We start from the raw sequence: 16,555 nt of genomic DNA, 5'->3' as shown, positions 1-16,555 counted from the left end.
TTTTTGGGTTTCAAGAATAAGGTTGATATCATGTCATACATTAAAAGAAAAACAACACTTATCTTCGGCATCCTGATGCTCTGTATGGTGTCATCCACACTATCCGCAGCGGTTTACAACGGGCGCTACGGATGGCCGACGTTCAAGAGTCCGAAGGCTCTCATTATATGCGAACAGACAAAGACGGCGGAGGAATCGATGCTCCTCGAGTCGCTGTCGGGTCTGGCAGCCAAAGCTGTGAACAACGGACGGCTGAAGGAAATGGTGTGGAGAGACGTCAACGGAAATCCATCCTACGAGAGAATTCTGAAGCAGAGCATGGCCGCTCTCGGCATAAAGGACGCGAAAAGAATGGACGTCTGGGAGCTGCTGGCATATCTGAAGAAGAAGAAAATAGTGAAAGGTTATGTGCTTTATGAGCCGGACAGACCCGTAAAGAACAAGATACAGAACTATTCGAGCAACGTGGCCACCGTGTATTCTTCGCTCCTTTCGGGCGCAATGATAAGCACTTCACTTGAGAGCAAGGCTAAGACTGCCGGACTGAAAATGCTGAAGGACGCACGCACTGAGACCACAATGGAATGCTTCAACAAGAACAAGAGCAGACTGAACAACTGTTCTGCGCTGAGCATACGGCCGAGTGTGTCCAACATGCGCGACTTTGCCATCGCCCACGGTCTGATGCTTTATGCCGACGAACGGCCGCTCATCGACGCCGTTCTCGAATGGGTGCGCCCGCTCTCTCCCATCCTGGGCTGGGGATGCGGCGACGAATACGACTCCACCAGCGCCGTATCGGAGTGGGGACATTACAACACGGCTTCCGACTGGTGTGTCAATCTGCCGTTCATATCGGCCGCAGCACCTTACATCCCGCTCGAGAAGGCCAACGAGCTGTCGCCATCACAGATTGACTTTGCCGACTCCTCATACGTCCATTCGTTCGTAATGAGTGACGGAGACAACATGCAGTGGACCATCGGAGCGTTCGCAGACAATCCTGTTTACGCCGGACATGCGAAGGCAAAGGAGTCGGGCACCACATGGACACTGTGTCCGATAAACCTCTCCGTAGTATCGCCCGTATCATGGAACGAAGTGGTTCACCGTCAGGGCACGAAGAATTCGATAATCGAGTACGGCGGCGGATATCAGTATCCTGACCTCTTCGCCAGCAAGAGATCCAACCGAAAGGAACTCCTCCGTGAGTTTGCACGCCGTGTGAACAGCCATCTGAAGGAACTGAACGTCAAGATTTTCGGAGCCATATTCAAGGATGTGGAGAGTCCTGAAGCACAGGAAGCCGTGCAGATATATGCAGAGGAACTGGAGGACATCACCGGAATGATCGCCATACAGTATTTCCCATACGAGCTGGGTGACAAGATTTTCTGGTACAAAAACAAAAAGGGCGAGGACATACCTCTCGTCACCGCCAACTACTCCTTGTGGAATGAAGTGCACGCCCAGCGTCCTTTCTGCGGTACACCGGAATATGTGGCGTCGCTCATCAACCGCGACCTGCTCAGCCGCAAGAGCAAAGGCTACTCATGGACCATCGTACATGCGTGGTCGGACTTCGGCAAGACAAGCAAGTGCACTGAGCATCCGGCAGTGGGCGTGAACCCGATACTTGCCACTGAAAACCTGATGCTAGACGACATACGTGTCGTTTCGCTCAACGAACTCTTATGGAGAGTGAGGATGAAATATCATCCCGAACAAGTCAGAAGACTCATGCAGAACCCGTGACAGCGGCACTGCGCCGCTGCCCCCGGGTCAGCGTCTTATTATTCTTAAACTCTTTTTCCGGTCGGAACGCATTGTCTTACAGACGTCGTTCCGGCCGTTTTTTCATGATTTATCATATGATTGAAAAAATATAAATAGAATTACTTGAATTTTAGGAAATTAATATCTATATTTGTCATCAACCGTTATATACAATTATCCTTTTATTTTAGACTCGTGTATGCATGCTTGCACTAACATAATGTATACATGAAGATCTGTCGATACAATTTATTCTGATAACTAAAACTAAACAATGTTACAATGAAAAAACTTTTGTTATTGTTGCTTGTTGTCCTTGTACCGAGGTTCGTTACAGGACAGGCTGTTGTCGACAACCCGTTGAAGACAGCGTACGGTTCCTTTTCAATCTTAGGAGATTCATATTCCACATTCTACGGATACACAGATCCTGTGGAAAATGGACAATGGTATCCACACCTCAGTGTGACAAAACTAAACCAGACATGGTGGAAACTCATTGAAGCAGAAACCGGAATAAGGCTGGAACAGAACAACTCCTGGTCCGGAACAACTATTTGTAATACTTCTTGGAATGGAACCGTTGACACACGTAATTCTTTTGCAGGACGCTGCAAGAATCTGCGTGAAGCAGGACTGATTGTCGTTGAAGGAGGAACTAACGACAATAATGCAGGTTCTCCCATCGGCGATTATATCTATAGCGGATGGACGTTTGCCGATCTGAAGACATTCAGAGGAGCCACTTCCTACGTGTTGGCATATCTCATGAACAAATATCCTGATTCACAGGTTGTATTCATGCTGAACAACGGTTTGCGCGATGATATAAACAGTTCTGTAGAAGAAATATGCAATCATCTTGGTGTTCCGTTATTCAAAATAGATAATATATACAAGGAAGACGATCATCCTACAGCTTACGGAATGGTACAGATAAAGGACCAGTTCATTGAATTTCTGAATAATCTTAACGGTTGGATAACTCTGAGTCAGGACAAGAATTACAACCCAGAAGACACATATGAGAAAGCAAATGTTTCTTTGAAACTTTATCTTGACAAAGGCAGATGGAACGGAATATGTCTTCCTATGGACATGAACTCGGAAATGGTTAAGGACGCTTTCGGCGCGGACGCAAAGCTGGCAGTGTATGACAGTATGGACGGAAACGTAATGAAATTCAGCATTACAAACGAAATAAAAGCAGGAAAACCTTATCTTCTGATACCTTCTGTAGATGTTAACAATCCAATCTGTATGACAGACGTATCGCTACAGACAACAGTTCCGCAGAAGTCTGGCGACGATAGATTCTCCGTTACAGGAACCTTCAGTATGAAAACCGTATCAGATTCCAACACTGGCATCATGTTACTCGATGGCGATGGAACGCTTTATCACCAACCATTGGGCAATATACAAGTTCGTCCGTTCGGTATTTATTTCGAATGCCCGGACGAAGAAGTCCTGAGTATAAGCATAGACGGCGAAGAACAACGCATTCCAGATACTCCGAATGATGATGTTTTCACACCATCACACAATTCACAGCTGCATCTTCCGGCAGTTCCTATTGTAGCAGCAGACCCTTACATGTCAATATGGTCTGGCAGCGAAAATCTTTATGAAGCGACAACACAACATTGGTCAGGAAACGATAAAAGCATTATGGGATTTGTACGTGTTGACGGACAACTGTACCGTTTTATGGGCCAGAACAGCCGTGCACTCGATCTGTCAAACGCCATTCTGCCATCATCATACTGGACATCGGAAGAAAGATACACAGTCCCGTGTATGGTATTCAAAAAAACAACACCAGGAAGTACAGATGTAGTACAGGGTGTTCCGGACGATGATGCCTCAGGAAGAAAATGGTTTGAACCTGACTATGAACTTACCGACGGCACCCAGACATGGACTGAAGCCACATCTCCATTCAGCTCAGACGCTACTGTCAATGGGCAACCTTCGTTCCAATGGACCACATACGACGTCAGTGCAGACATCTATTTCCGCCGCACATTCACTCTCAACAAGACTTTGGAAGGCGATATATATCTTGCATGCGGACACGATGATTCTCCAAGCGAAATATATATAAACGGAACACTTATCAACATACCACATGACCATGGCAACAACTGGAATAACCAAGAGATGTATAAACTGTCTGCCGAAGAGCGTTCTCTCATAAAAACCGACGGCACACCGAATGTGATAGCAGTACATGTTCACAACAATTACGGCGGCGCATTCGCAGACTGCGGACTCTATGGCACGACCAACTACGGCTCGGATATATTTGCAACAGTCGACGACGGAGAATATCAGGACAACACCGAAATATCCACAGCGACACAAAAATCGCTCAATGTATCGGCCGCCCAGACATACTACACCTTCCAGGCCGGACCGGTAGATCTTGATGTAGTCTTCTCATCTCCGCAACTCACGACAGATCCTCTGTTGTTCTCCACACCTATCAATTATATTTCTTACCGCACAAAGAGCAATGACGGCAAGGAACATGACGTACAAATATACATCTCGACCACACCGCAACTGGCATCAGGAACAACCAGTGAACCTATTGACATTTCACTGACAAGAGACAACGGACTATTGTTCGGCAAATGCGGTACAACCACACAGAATATGGGAAGCACCGTAATGCAGAACTGGGGATACGCTTATCTTGTGGCAGACCCACTTAACTCGCAGACCTTAGGAGTGGACGATTCCGGACAAATGGTATTCAGACATGATATGGGAACAGCCGATTCCGGTTCCGGATTCACAATGATCGGATACGATGACGACCAACGTTCCATTTACATGAACGGCTATCAATATTCTGCTTATTGGACAACCGCATACCGAAACATCACAGACGCATTTGCAGATTACGCTACAAGATATAATGATATAATGCGTCAGATAAAGGATTTTGACACGATGGTATATGCCGACGCTTATGATTCAGGTGGCGAAAAATACGCCGAATTGTGTGCAACATCCTACCGCCAGATAGCCTCAGGCAACAAACTCGCCGTAAACAACGACGGACGGATGCTTATGTACAACATCGACAGTAATGTTACAAACCAGATAAACAGTGTTGATATATGCTACGCTGCCGCACCGCTTTTCCTTACTTACAATCCGGAGATGGCTGTGGCACTGGTTGCTTCCACATACGATTATGTAAAAGTAACAAACTTCAAGTCGCAATTCGGAAATCCTCCTCACCACTTCGGAATCTATCCTATGATAGGTAATTACGGTCTGGACAACGGAGCAGATACATCATCATCACTCGTCATCATTGCTGGAGCAGCCGCAAAAGCTGCCGGTAACGCCGATATAATAGATGAAGGACTGTACGAGCAGGTGAAGGCATGGGCCGATTTCTGCGACCTCTTCACACTACCCGAATATGCCGCGAACTTCATAACAGAAGGAAGCTGCGACAATTATTCAGGAACCATCATCCGAGACAACGCCAACTTGCGGGCCAAATGCACACTTGCTATGGTGGCCGTAGCCGAGATTGCAAAAATGAAAGGACGTCAGGAAGATGCCGAAAAATACATGGCACTGGCACAAAAATGGCTCACCGACTGGAAGTCACGTTACACAGCAGACGGACATTACAAACAAGGTTCTGATGTGGAATGGGGATTGAAATACAATCTCTACTACGACCGTCTGTTCGGAAGCAATCTTTTCGACGACATAATAAAGACTGAAATAGAATTCTACAAAGACAAAATCAACGACACTTACGGCATACCGATGGATGCACGCTGGGACAATGTGGCAAAGACACACGAAACCATGATGACAGCAGCAATGACTGAATCGGCCGAGGATTTCGAAATGTTCATGCAGCCATGTTACGATTATATAAATGAATCAACCGGCACACAGCCTCTTGCCGACACTTACAACTGTGTGAGCGGCTCACCGCTCGAAGGTTACGGACGCCCTGTTTCGGGAATGTTCTGGGCAAAAGTACTTATCGACCGTATGGCATCTTCCGGTACCGGAATAAGCATACCTGACATCAATGAAGACAAGACTATTGAAGACAAACGCATATACAACATAAACGGCCAGTATATGGGAACTGAACAGAATGCGTTGCCAAAAGGAGTGTATATCATCGGCAAACGAAAAGTTGTTGTAAAATAAACATTCTTACATAAACAGATGACGGAGTGACAACAGCCACTCCGTCATTTTTATTTTTCGTGCTCACCGACGGTTCTTGCACCGTCTTTTTCCTTATCACTACATTGCCGTATGGAATTATTTTCGTAACTTGCCGACGGTTGTCGGAGGACAGCCGGACGGCGCACACATGACAATCGGCGGACACATGCCGGCGGAGCGGACGCCACGTATGTTACAACACGACCGGAATAGGAAGAACGGAGCGACGTTTGAATGTTTATATTAACAACTACCTGAACATGAGAAAGACCATAAACACTATTCTATTCATGCTCATTGCGTGTCATGCCACGCTGAGCGCACAGAAGGCTGAACCTGTCGACGGCGACGGATGCCGCCTGAAGGGATATACCACGTCGTGGATAGGCAACGACGGCGGATATGAGGAGGCGCACATACCACACGACATGCTCAACATGTTTGTCACACCTGAGGGCGTGGCCGTGACCATCTGCGGATGGGACGAGGGCGGAACCAACGTGGGCGTGTTCCGCGACGGCCGTCTGCTGTCGCGCCCCGAAGGCTCGGGCACGGGCGGATGGGGACGTTTCTCGGGCGCGGCGGTCGTGGCCGACGACAAGTATGTGTACCAGCTGCTGTCGCAGAACGGCTGCGACGGGGCCAACAACGATAAGAACGTGAACGGACTGCCGCAATATCCGCCCTGCCGCGACGAAGCGGAGTGGAAGACGGTACGCCGCTATGACCTGCTGACGGGCCTTGCAGCACCGTTCAAGGGAGGCTATGGCTACAAGGGCGACATGCTCGTGGTGTGTGCCGGAAAGAAACGGCAGACAGCCGGACTGGCCATAGACAGGCAGCGCATATACGTGGCCGTGTGCGGCGAGGAGGGCAGCAGCATGGCCGACTCAATAAAGATTTACGACCACCGCACGATGACCTTCAGCCACGCCTACGCTCTGAACGGCCGCGCCGGACACATCTGCACCGACGCACGAGGCGGACTGTGGATGATGCAAGGGCGCAGGATAGTGCGCATGAGAGCCGAGGACGGCCGCCCGCTCGGCCAGAACATAGAGCTGGCGGAGGACGTAGAGGCCACGTCGTTCTCGATAGACCTGCGCCGCGGACGCCTGCTCGTGGCCAACCACGGACGCGACATGAACATACTGATATACTCCGACATATACAGAAAACCCACACTATCATCCACCTTCGGCACTCGCGGCGGAGTGTTCTCCACAGCCGACGGACGTATGAAAGGCGAGGCAGGACCGCTGCGGTTCAGCGGACCGAGAGCCGTGGGCACTGACAACGGGGGCCGGATATACGTGGCCAACACCACCGTAAGCAACGGCCGCGGCGCGACGATAGAAGCATACGACGAGGACAAAGCCGTCATGCTGTGGAAGCGCGAGGGCCTTATATTCACGGCAACCGCCGACTTCGACCGAAAGGACCACGCACTGATGTTCTCGCCGGAGAAGATACACCGCGCCGATTTCTCCGCCGAAGGCGGGCGACTCGACCGCTTGGTGGGCTACACCGCCGACCCGTTCAGTTTTCCCGACGACGTGCGCGTGATGAAAGACGGGCCGTTCATTACCTCAGTCTTCAGGCGCAGCTTCGGCGGAAGCGACTTTCTCTTCGTGTCAGACATGTATGGCGGCATGCTCGCCGGCTACCGTTTCGACCGCGAGAAGCACGGCTACGTGGGCATACCATGCCTTCTTATGCAGAACGGTGACTGCGACAGGAATGTGAAACTGACGTGGTGGACCGACCTCAACGGCGACGGCCGCCGGCAGGACGGCGAACAGCAGGGCACGGACGAAGTGAATACATACTCCATGAGTTTCTTCGTCGACGAGGCTGGCAACGTGTGGCGCGGCACACGTCAGCACGGATTCATGATGTGGCGCATGGAAGGGCTCGACCCGAACGGCGTACCGCGCTATGCCGCCCCGCGCCGTTTCCGTCTGCCGGAAGGCTTCACCGACGCCAAGCGCATACACTACGACGCTGCGACCGACGTGCTCTACCTCGCCGGTTTCTCACAGGCGGCGCCCGATTCCCGCGACACATGGTGGGCCATGGGCAGCACCATAGCCGTGTGTCCCGACTTCATGAAAAACCACGCTTCAGCTGATGACAGACCGTGGAAGCCCGGACGGCTCATCTATCTGCCCTTCTGCGTGGAGGACGGCAGCGGAGGCGACCACACCAACGCCAAGGCATTCACCGTGGCCGGCGACTACATCTTCGTGGCTCTGGCGCGCGAAGGCTGGATAACGGTGTACGACCGCCACAACGGACGGTTCGTCGGCCGGCTGCAACCGGGCGAGAGCGTGCACGGACAGAGCGGATGGTGCGACTTCAACTATGCCATAAACGCCATACGGCAGGCGGACGGCAGCTACCTCATACTGCACGAGGAGAACGCCTTCGGCAAGATATTGTGCTACAGATGGAAGCCGTGAGAGCGGCAGGCACGTGCGTTTCCGGCACGGCGTGAAGACGGTACCGGTACGTACGGCGACGCAAATCATTGCTTCAAACGCTGAATCATTGATGCCGACAGACACAATATCAAAGTCGGACAATGATTCAGAACCGCCGGTTCATACCACCCGTGCCGCGCAATTTTCTGCAAATTTTATTTAACATCTGTTCACTTTTGACTCTCAGCATTTAACACTTCATTTTTCTCATTCCAGAGAATCATCCCGCACTATCAGCCTGTCTGAAAGCCCGTTCCGGGCAAATGGCGGAACGGATATCTGACGAACGCATTGCGAAACAGCCTATATTGCACCACGGACAGGACCATATCAGCCCCTAATATGAACTATATCACCACCCAAAACGGCCCATATCAGGGGCTGAAACAGACCTTTTCGCAGAACGGAAGAGAAACATAAAAAACGTTGGTAAGCATAAACTGCTGTATACCAACGTTTTATATCATTGGCGAAAAATTGCGATTTTCCGCACAAAAATATTTCCGCCGCGGTTTTCCGCGAATTTTGAGAGATTCCGAAGCCGAAAATTTAACGTCTCCGGCCGGATGTTATGTTTTTTTACATCTTGCGAATATATCTTCAGACCGTGCTTATCCGCACATTCAGTATCAAACACCGAGCCACGGCACACACCGTATCAGTCACGGCCTTTCCTCTTCATAACACGGCGAACGGCCGCAGAACAACCACGCGCGCCGCTCATTGCGTAGCACGTCCGTCACCACCGCCGTGCATCATGTAGTCACCGCGCCATCCCTTGTCCCACGTGTTGCGCAGCGGATGGGCCTCAGTGTTGAGCACATAGTCCTTGAAGCTGAACACCTTTTTGGGCATTAATACATAAAATTTGAACAATTTGCACAAGACTATATCACACAGAACTTTAAACAAAAACATAAATATAAACCTCCAACAGTTAGCTTGCAAAACAAAACATTTGTATCAATGATAAAATCTATATCAAACTATAATGATATACATATAACGACATAATACATGTACGTGCGACACTATAACAGACACTATCTAACAAAATAAGGTATTTTATCCGCGTATAAAAAATAGAAAACAGTTAGTCTCTTTTCGATTTTTTCTTTTTCATGGAGTTCTGTATGCTTTCCATTTCCTCAGTAAAAATTTCTAACAATAAAAATTTTTACTGAGGAAATGAATAAAAATCAATGAAACTATAATTTTTATTTATTCCATCTTACAGTCATACGATGTACAGGTAATACATAGACATTATCATCATTTCTATATCCACTTACAAAATTTCCATAGTCATTAAAACAAAACATATTATATTGACCATTGTGATATCCTGAAGTATAATACCATGTATTGTTATAAACCGAATCATAATATGGAAGAATCAATTCATTATCATTGTTTTTTCCTTTTATATGCACATGTTTTCTGAAATTATCATCATATTGTATCTTAGCAGTAAGAGATTTTAGAAAATTAGCTGCTTCTGAATCCATTATACCAATATTCCACGCTGTCAGTTGCTTAACAACTTTATCAACTTCAAACTTATCTCCATAACATCCTTCCTCAACAAACTCACCAGACAAATTCAATGCCGATTTTGCATAGAAACAAACCCACATGTATTTCCTAGGATCACCAAGAAATACATAATTACTTGGTGGTGTAACGCATACAGCCCTGTATTCATTACCGAATTTGACAGTTTTGTCTTTATTCTCAATAAATCCTCTCAGACGATATTTTCCTGCTTTCAGGCCGTCCAGTTGTACTTTAAATATGTTTGATGACTTTATCAAAGAGTCTGCATACACCCTTGTATATGTTTCTGGCACAAGATTATCCTTGTCTCCGTAACATATTCCAAATCTGTATGACTGATTTGAGAGTTTTGCAGAAAAGAGTGTATCCTGCACCACAAGTTTATTCTTACCATAATCTATTACCAAAACATTACCGACACGAGTGTCTGCCATTGTTTTCTTATATGTATATGTTCCGCCTTTTGTCATTATCGTACCGGTCCATTGACCATCTGACATATCGACAATCTGCCATACCAACCCACAGCTACCGTCTGTTATAAGTAAAGAATTTTCCGCATTATAATGCCATTTTCCACGTTCCGTATAAGAATAATCATACGAATTATAACCTTCCCAATAGTACGTTCCATCATTGTAAAATATCCATGTTCCACTAACGACTCCATAGCTTCCACTTGGAGTTCCCGATGCATGATATGGGCCCATACCTTTCCATTCACCAATAAATGGTAAACTTTCATCATCCACATTAGGATCAACTGTCATAGAATTTCCTCCTTGACTACTATCATGAACATCCTCTACTTCATCATTGTCACAAGAAGAACAAAATCCAAGTGGTACAACAACCATCATTACCACCGAAAACAAAAAGTTAAACTGTCTCTTCATAATTACACATTTTTAGATTAAAAAATTGATAACTCTTCAAAATGTGCGATTGCCATGATTCATACAAAATGTCCTAAGGATACAAACACGTGGACGAAACCTGTCCACATTGCAGCCCTAGGAAAGCTGATAAGAATAACAAGTAACGCCCACGATATGCAGGCATTTGCTTCTTGTCGATTCTTATTGCTTACTTGAAATTTCCTAGGTTTCAATGTGCATGACCGAACAGCAAACGCTATTATTTCTCACTAAATAATCATAAAACAACGCTATTGCAATATGATTGCTGCAAAGATATGCAATTTTTTTCATACAATATATCCATATATAAATATTTTTATGACAATAATCAGGATATTAATTGATGAAATACATATTTATTTTTTATTATGAATAATTCTTTTTATTTCTTTCTATTCTTCATTTTAATCAATTTCTAATTTTAAATCAAAAATAAAAATTTCATGAAATAATCAATGAATAAGACCGTAATATCCAACCAACACGTATTGTCACACTACGGTACGGCCGACGAATGACCACGCGCGCCGCTCATTGCGCAGCACGTCCGTCACCACCGCCGTGCATCATGTAGTCGCCGCGCCATCCCTTGTCCCACGTGTTGCGCAGCGGATGGGCCTCGGTGTTGAGCACATAGTCCTTGAAGCTGAACACCTTTTCGGGCGCAAAGAACAGATAGCAGTATTTCATTGTCTCGGCGAAGAAGAAACTCTCCAGCGTGTCCCACTTCTCTTTTGTGCGCACATCGCTCAGCTGCACATATCCGTTTTCGGTCTGGCAGTATTTCTCTATCGACTCAAACATGGTCTTGCCCATCTCGTAATAACGGCTGTCGCCCGTGGCGCGCCACACGTAGTAGGTGGCTTCGATGGCCTCGGGACGCACCATGTAACCCGGACTGAGCACCTGCATGGTCTTGTAGTCGATGGCCTCGGGCTCTATGCCGTGCATGGTCCACATCTTGAAGATCGACTCCTGCAGTTTCTTTGCACGCTCCGTCTCGCCGGCAAGTACGAGGCATCCGTTCCAGAAACAGTCGAGAGCGCCGAACACGGTGGCCGTGCGCTCGCCGGTGTTCATGTCGGCTTCGCCTATCCAGTAGCCGTCGGCGGTACGGTCTTCCAGGTAGCGGTTCACACCGTCGAGCGATGTCTGCCACATGTGCAGCAGGTCCTCGTCGCCGAAGAGGATGTAACCCTTGAGCAGATATTCGTAGAAGGCATCGATGCCTCCGCGTATGTGCGCCTTGTTGTCGGTCCATTCGCCCGTGTCGCAGTTTATCCCTCCTGCCACGAGTCCGGTCTTGCCGCGACGCTTGTAAACCTCCACTATGCCGCGCTTGCACTTGTCATAATACTTCGGGTCGCCCGTGAGCTTGCTCAGCATGCCGTATTCAAGCAGCATGGATCCCACCTCGCAGGGATTGGTCACGTTGCCGCTTATGGCTCCAGTGCGCAGGTTCACCATGCGATAAGGTATTCCCGTAGGCGTGTCGAACACCGGCATGAGCCTGTCGCCCAGGTCTTTCGCCAGCTCGAGGAAACGTCTGTCGCCGTCGAGCAGATAGGAAGAGATGAGTCCTCCCACCATGCGTATGGCTATCTCAAACTGCTGCACGTCCATGTCCTTGTCGAAATTGAGGCGGCTAAATATGAGTTCACGCGCCTGCTTCTTCTGTTTCTTCAGATTCATGAGACACATGGTGCTGTAAGCATCGACGGGCGTCATGAGCAACGATTCCGAATACCAGTTGTGGCCTTTCTCCGAAATGGGATTCACGGCGTCCATGCCGTAGGCGTAGTTCATGTATGAGTTCCACGCCTTTACAAATGCAGCCTTCACGCGCGAGGCGTATTCCTTGCGCTCGGCATTGCTCTGCGCCATGCAGCAGGCGCCCATGAGGATGTGAAATACGAGGAGTATTGAAATTCTTTTCATATTTACCTGTGTTTTGATTGTAGGTTTGCAACAGATTTGATTACTTTGCAAAAGTAATTATAATTATTGCTGGATGAAGTATGTTTCTTTGCTGTTTTGGGGATAAATGTTGCGTTATTCCGACACAACACCCCGGCAGGACATGCCCCGTCACGGCTCAACCGCACAATGAGAACATGAAAGAGCAACAGGCAGTACAGTTCAGTCTGTCGGACTTCATCGGTCCGCAGGAAGCCTTCCACATAGCCCGCGTCAACATATCGTCGCCGGGCGACCTGTCCATGCACACCCACGACTACGCCGAAACGTTCTGGGTGGAGAGCGGCACTGGCATACACCACGTCAACGGATACAGGATGAAGCTGCAGCGGGGCGACCTCGTGATGATGCGGCCAGAGGACGTGCACACCTTCACATCGGTGCGCGGCACACTCACTATTGTGAATGTGGCCTTTCACCGCGCCACGCTCGACCACTACCGCCGGCGCTACTTCGAGGGTTGCCGCACGCTGTTCTGGACGGCCGAAGCGCTGCCCTGCCGGTTCAGTCTGACCGACGAGACACTGGCAGACATCACCACACGCGTGGAGAAGGTGATGAAGGGCAACCGCACAATCGTGCAGCTCGACAGTCTGATGACGGACATATTCTGCGCCGTGACTGGCGAACCGTCGGGCACAGGCCACGACCTTGCACCGCAGTGGCTGGCCAACGCCATGAAGCTATTCCGCCGGCCGGAACACTTCTGCCGCGGATGTGAAGGCTTTGTGCAGCTCACCGGACACAACGGCGACTATGTGAGCCGCGTGATGCGACGCTGTTGCGGCAGACCGCTCGTGGCGTTTGTCAATGAGGTGAGGATGGAGTATGCCGCCAGCCAGCTTATCATGACCAACATGCCGATAAAGGAGATATGCGGCAAATGCGGGTTCGGCAGCATGAGCTATTTCTATAATGTCTTCGCAAAGACCTACCGCATGTCGCCATACAAATTCCGCGAGCGCAACCAGAAAATAGTGTAGGACTGTGTGGTTCTACTCATCATAGCCTGCGGACATGGATCTCCATGTCCGCTTTTTGTTGTCATGGCCGAAGCAGGAAATGGCGTGTGGAATGATACATAATTATTGATGATAACACGCAGGGCACACCATGGGAAAATACCAAACAATGAGTATTGCGCCGGAATACGGGAGAAAGTAACTTTGCACCCGGAAAAAATAAGTAAGAAGAAGGTGATAATGAATCGAAACAGACCATATTTATTTATTCTGTTTGCTTTTGCGTTATTAATGTCAGGCTCTGTTGTCCGCGCGCAGATATCATATGTCATAAAAGGCAAGGTGATGGATGAACAGACACTTGACCCTCTCAGCCACGCGTCGGTGGAGGTGCGCTCCACAGAGAACGACGCTCTCATCAGCGGCGGCATAACGGGAACACAGGGCGAGTTCAACATTTCCTTAAAACAGAAGCCGGAGGAATGTCGTGTGATAGTGAACTATCTGGGATACAAGACACAAGAACACATACTCACAACATGTGGCAGTGACCAATACATCAGAGTGATGATGAAGGAGGACGCCCTCGCTCTGAACGAGGTGGTGGTAAAAGGACTCAGCCAAGAAGAGATGGTGCAGCGGCTTGCATACAATGTTTCGATAATGGAAACATCGAAACTGAAGAACACAACATTCGACCTTGCCAATGTAATAGACAAGATAAGCGGAGTGAAAATAAGACAGAACGGAGGACTGGGCTCAGAGACCAGCGTGACGCTCAACGGTTTCTCTGGAAGACACGTAAAGATCTTCATCGACGGAGTGCCAATGGACGGCATGAGCTCGGCATTCGGACTGAACAACATTCCTGCCGGACTGGCACGGCGCGTGGAGGTGTATAAGGGAGTGGTGCCCGTGGAATTGGGAGGCGATGCACTGGGAGGAGCCATCAACATAGTGACGGACAACAGACGCCGTACACGCATAAACGCGTCCTACTCGTTCGGATCGTTCAACACGCACAAGAGCAATCTGTATGCAGAATGGACCTCGAAGAAAGGTTTCCACATATCGCTCAACGCCTATCAGAACTATTCGGACAACGACTACAAGGTGAACATAGACCACTACACGCAATTCGGCGAGAACGGCAACAAGGTGGTTTACGAAGACCTGAAGGTGCGACGCTTCCACGCGATGTATCACAACGAGGCTGCCATAATAAAGATAGGCGTGGTGGACAAACCTTATGCCGACCGGCTGCTGCTGGGATTCACCGGCGGATACGAGTACAAACAGACGCAGAACGCATCGAATATGAACTGGGTGTACGGAGCCCGTTACACCACGGCCAACACGCTCATGCCACAGCTGACATACGAGAAACGGTTCAAAGTTCTGCACGGACTGCACGTGGCACTGAACGGAAACTATAATTTCGGACAGTCGTATGCCGCCGACACAGCCAGCTGCAACTACAACTGGCTGGGCGAACGCAGCAAACCTAAAAGCGCACCTGGCGAGCTGGCATACACAAAATACCGCTACCGCGACAACAACGGAGCGGCTAACCTGCGCGTGGCTCTCTTCCCTTACGAGGGACACTCGCTTTCGCTAAGCTCAACCTTCACATCGTTCTCACGCTCGGGAAAGGACGAGACTTTACAGAAACCGGAGTATGATCATCCACAGGAGAGCATGAAGGCCGTAACCGGACTGAGCTACAAATACGATTACAAGGGACGGTGGAACACTTCGGTATTCGTAAAAAACTATCTGAATCATCTGGAAGCCTACCTCGACCCGGAAGGTGGAAACAACTACCGCGACTTCAGCAACACTTCAGCTTACTGGGGAGGAGGACTGGCGTCAACATATTTTCTTGGCAAACATGTGCAGCTGCGGTTATCGTATGAGTATGCGCTCCGACTGCCCACTAGTCGCGAACTGTTCGGTTCGGGTGATGACATTGAGCGAGGAAACTCCAGCCTGAAGCCCGAATCGAGCAACAACCTGAACCTCAGCATAACGGCAAGTCCAATAGACCTGCCTCTGCACAGGCTGACAATAGACGCGGCTCTGCAATACCGTGAAATAGAAAACTACATACGCCGCACAACCAACAACGACAACGGACGTGCCACATCTAAAAACGACGGAGGCGTGCGCAACCTGGGCGGCGACTTCGGAGTGAGATATACGTTCAAGGAGATGTTCTTCGCCGGATGCAACTTCAGTTACATCGACATGAGAAGCATGACCAAGTATGTGGCCGGAACGCAACGGGTGAGCAAGAACTACAAGAAACGCATACCTGCCATACCTTATATGTATGGCAACGGAGAGGCAGGCATCACGTTACGCGACCTGTTCATAAAGGGTTCAGTACTCGACATTCAGTACATGGTGGGATACATCCACAAGTTCAGTTACGAATGGAACACATACAACAATCCGGAGCTTGAGGTGCCCACACAGCTGTCGCACGACCTGTTCGTAAGCTACAACTTCGGAAAGAAACAGGAGTTCACCGTCTCTGCCGAATGCACAAATATAGCAAATGCCAGACTGTACGACAACTTCAAGATGCAGAAACCTGGACGTGCCTTCGCAATAAAGGTGGGATATACTTTTAGCAAATAACAATAAAAAAAGAAAT

General features: G+C 48.7%; 8 protein-coding genes. 5 read left to right on the top strand and 3 right to left on the bottom strand.

The window, feature by feature from the left end; genetic code table 11:
• Window positions 1–30: 30 nt before the first annotated feature.
• The 3 genes from WKT13_RS01825 (at window position 31) to WKT13_RS01815 (ending at window position 8,459) form a co-directional block, all read left to right on the top strand.
• A complete protein-coding gene (locus WKT13_RS01825; RefSeq protein WP_340322572.1) occupies window positions 31–1,755 on the top strand; it encodes a hypothetical protein in 1,725 nt (574 codons plus the stop codon).
• A gap of 303 nt (window positions 1,756–2,058) precedes the next feature.
• The gene (locus tag WKT13_RS01820; RefSeq protein ID WP_340322571.1) at window positions 2,059–5,976 is read left to right on the top strand and encodes a glutaminase domain-containing protein; all 3,918 of its coding nucleotides are present in this window, start codon (window positions 2,059–2,061) and stop codon (window positions 5,974–5,976) included.
• A 281-nt stretch (window positions 5,977–6,257) separates the two neighbouring features.
• A complete protein-coding gene (locus WKT13_RS01815) occupies window positions 6,258–8,459 on the top strand; it encodes a YncE family protein (RefSeq protein ID WP_340322570.1) in 2,202 nt (733 codons plus the stop codon).
• 741 nt (window positions 8,460–9,200) lie between these two features.
• On the opposite strand, the gene WKT13_RS01810 is transcribed toward WKT13_RS01815, so the two are convergent.
• From WKT13_RS01810 to WKT13_RS01800, 3 genes are all read right to left on the bottom strand, one after another.
• Window positions 9,201–9,335: a hypothetical protein gene (locus tag WKT13_RS01810; RefSeq protein WP_340322569.1), complete on the bottom strand. Its 135-nt coding sequence runs from the start codon at window positions 9,333–9,335 to the stop codon at window positions 9,201–9,203.
• A gap of 362 nt (window positions 9,336–9,697) precedes the next feature.
• Window positions 9,698–10,933: a hypothetical protein gene (locus WKT13_RS01805; RefSeq protein ID WP_340322568.1), complete on the bottom strand. Its 1,236-nt coding sequence runs from the start codon at window positions 10,931–10,933 to the stop codon at window positions 9,698–9,700.
• Between the two features lie 555 nt (window positions 10,934–11,488).
• Window positions 11,489–12,895 carry a glycoside hydrolase family 47 protein gene (locus WKT13_RS01800; protein WP_340322567.1) on the bottom strand — a complete coding sequence of 469 codons (1,407 nt, stop codon included), beginning with the start codon at window positions 12,893–12,895 and terminating at the stop codon, window positions 11,489–11,491.
• A 176-nt stretch (window positions 12,896–13,071) separates the two neighbouring features.
• On the opposite strand from WKT13_RS01800, the gene WKT13_RS01795 reads away from it, so the two are divergent.
• Both WKT13_RS01795 and WKT13_RS01790 read left to right on the top strand, forming a co-directional pair.
• A complete protein-coding gene (locus tag WKT13_RS01795) occupies window positions 13,072–13,917 on the top strand; it encodes an AraC family transcriptional regulator (protein WP_340322566.1) in 846 nt (281 codons plus the stop codon).
• 270 nt (window positions 13,918–14,187) lie between these two features.
• Window positions 14,188–16,539: a TonB-dependent receptor gene (locus WKT13_RS01790; protein ID WP_445323552.1), complete on the top strand. Its 2,352-nt coding sequence runs from the start codon at window positions 14,188–14,190 to the stop codon at window positions 16,537–16,539.
• Window positions 16,540–16,555 lie beyond the last annotated feature (16 nt).

The sequence above is a fragment of the Prevotella sp. HCN-7019 genome (assembly GCF_037890215.1).
Lineage (GTDB): Bacteria > Bacteroidota > Bacteroidia > Bacteroidales > Bacteroidaceae > Prevotella.
The sequence above is the reverse complement of the archived record's forward strand: the minus strand, read 5'-3'. Positions and strand labels throughout refer to the sequence as shown.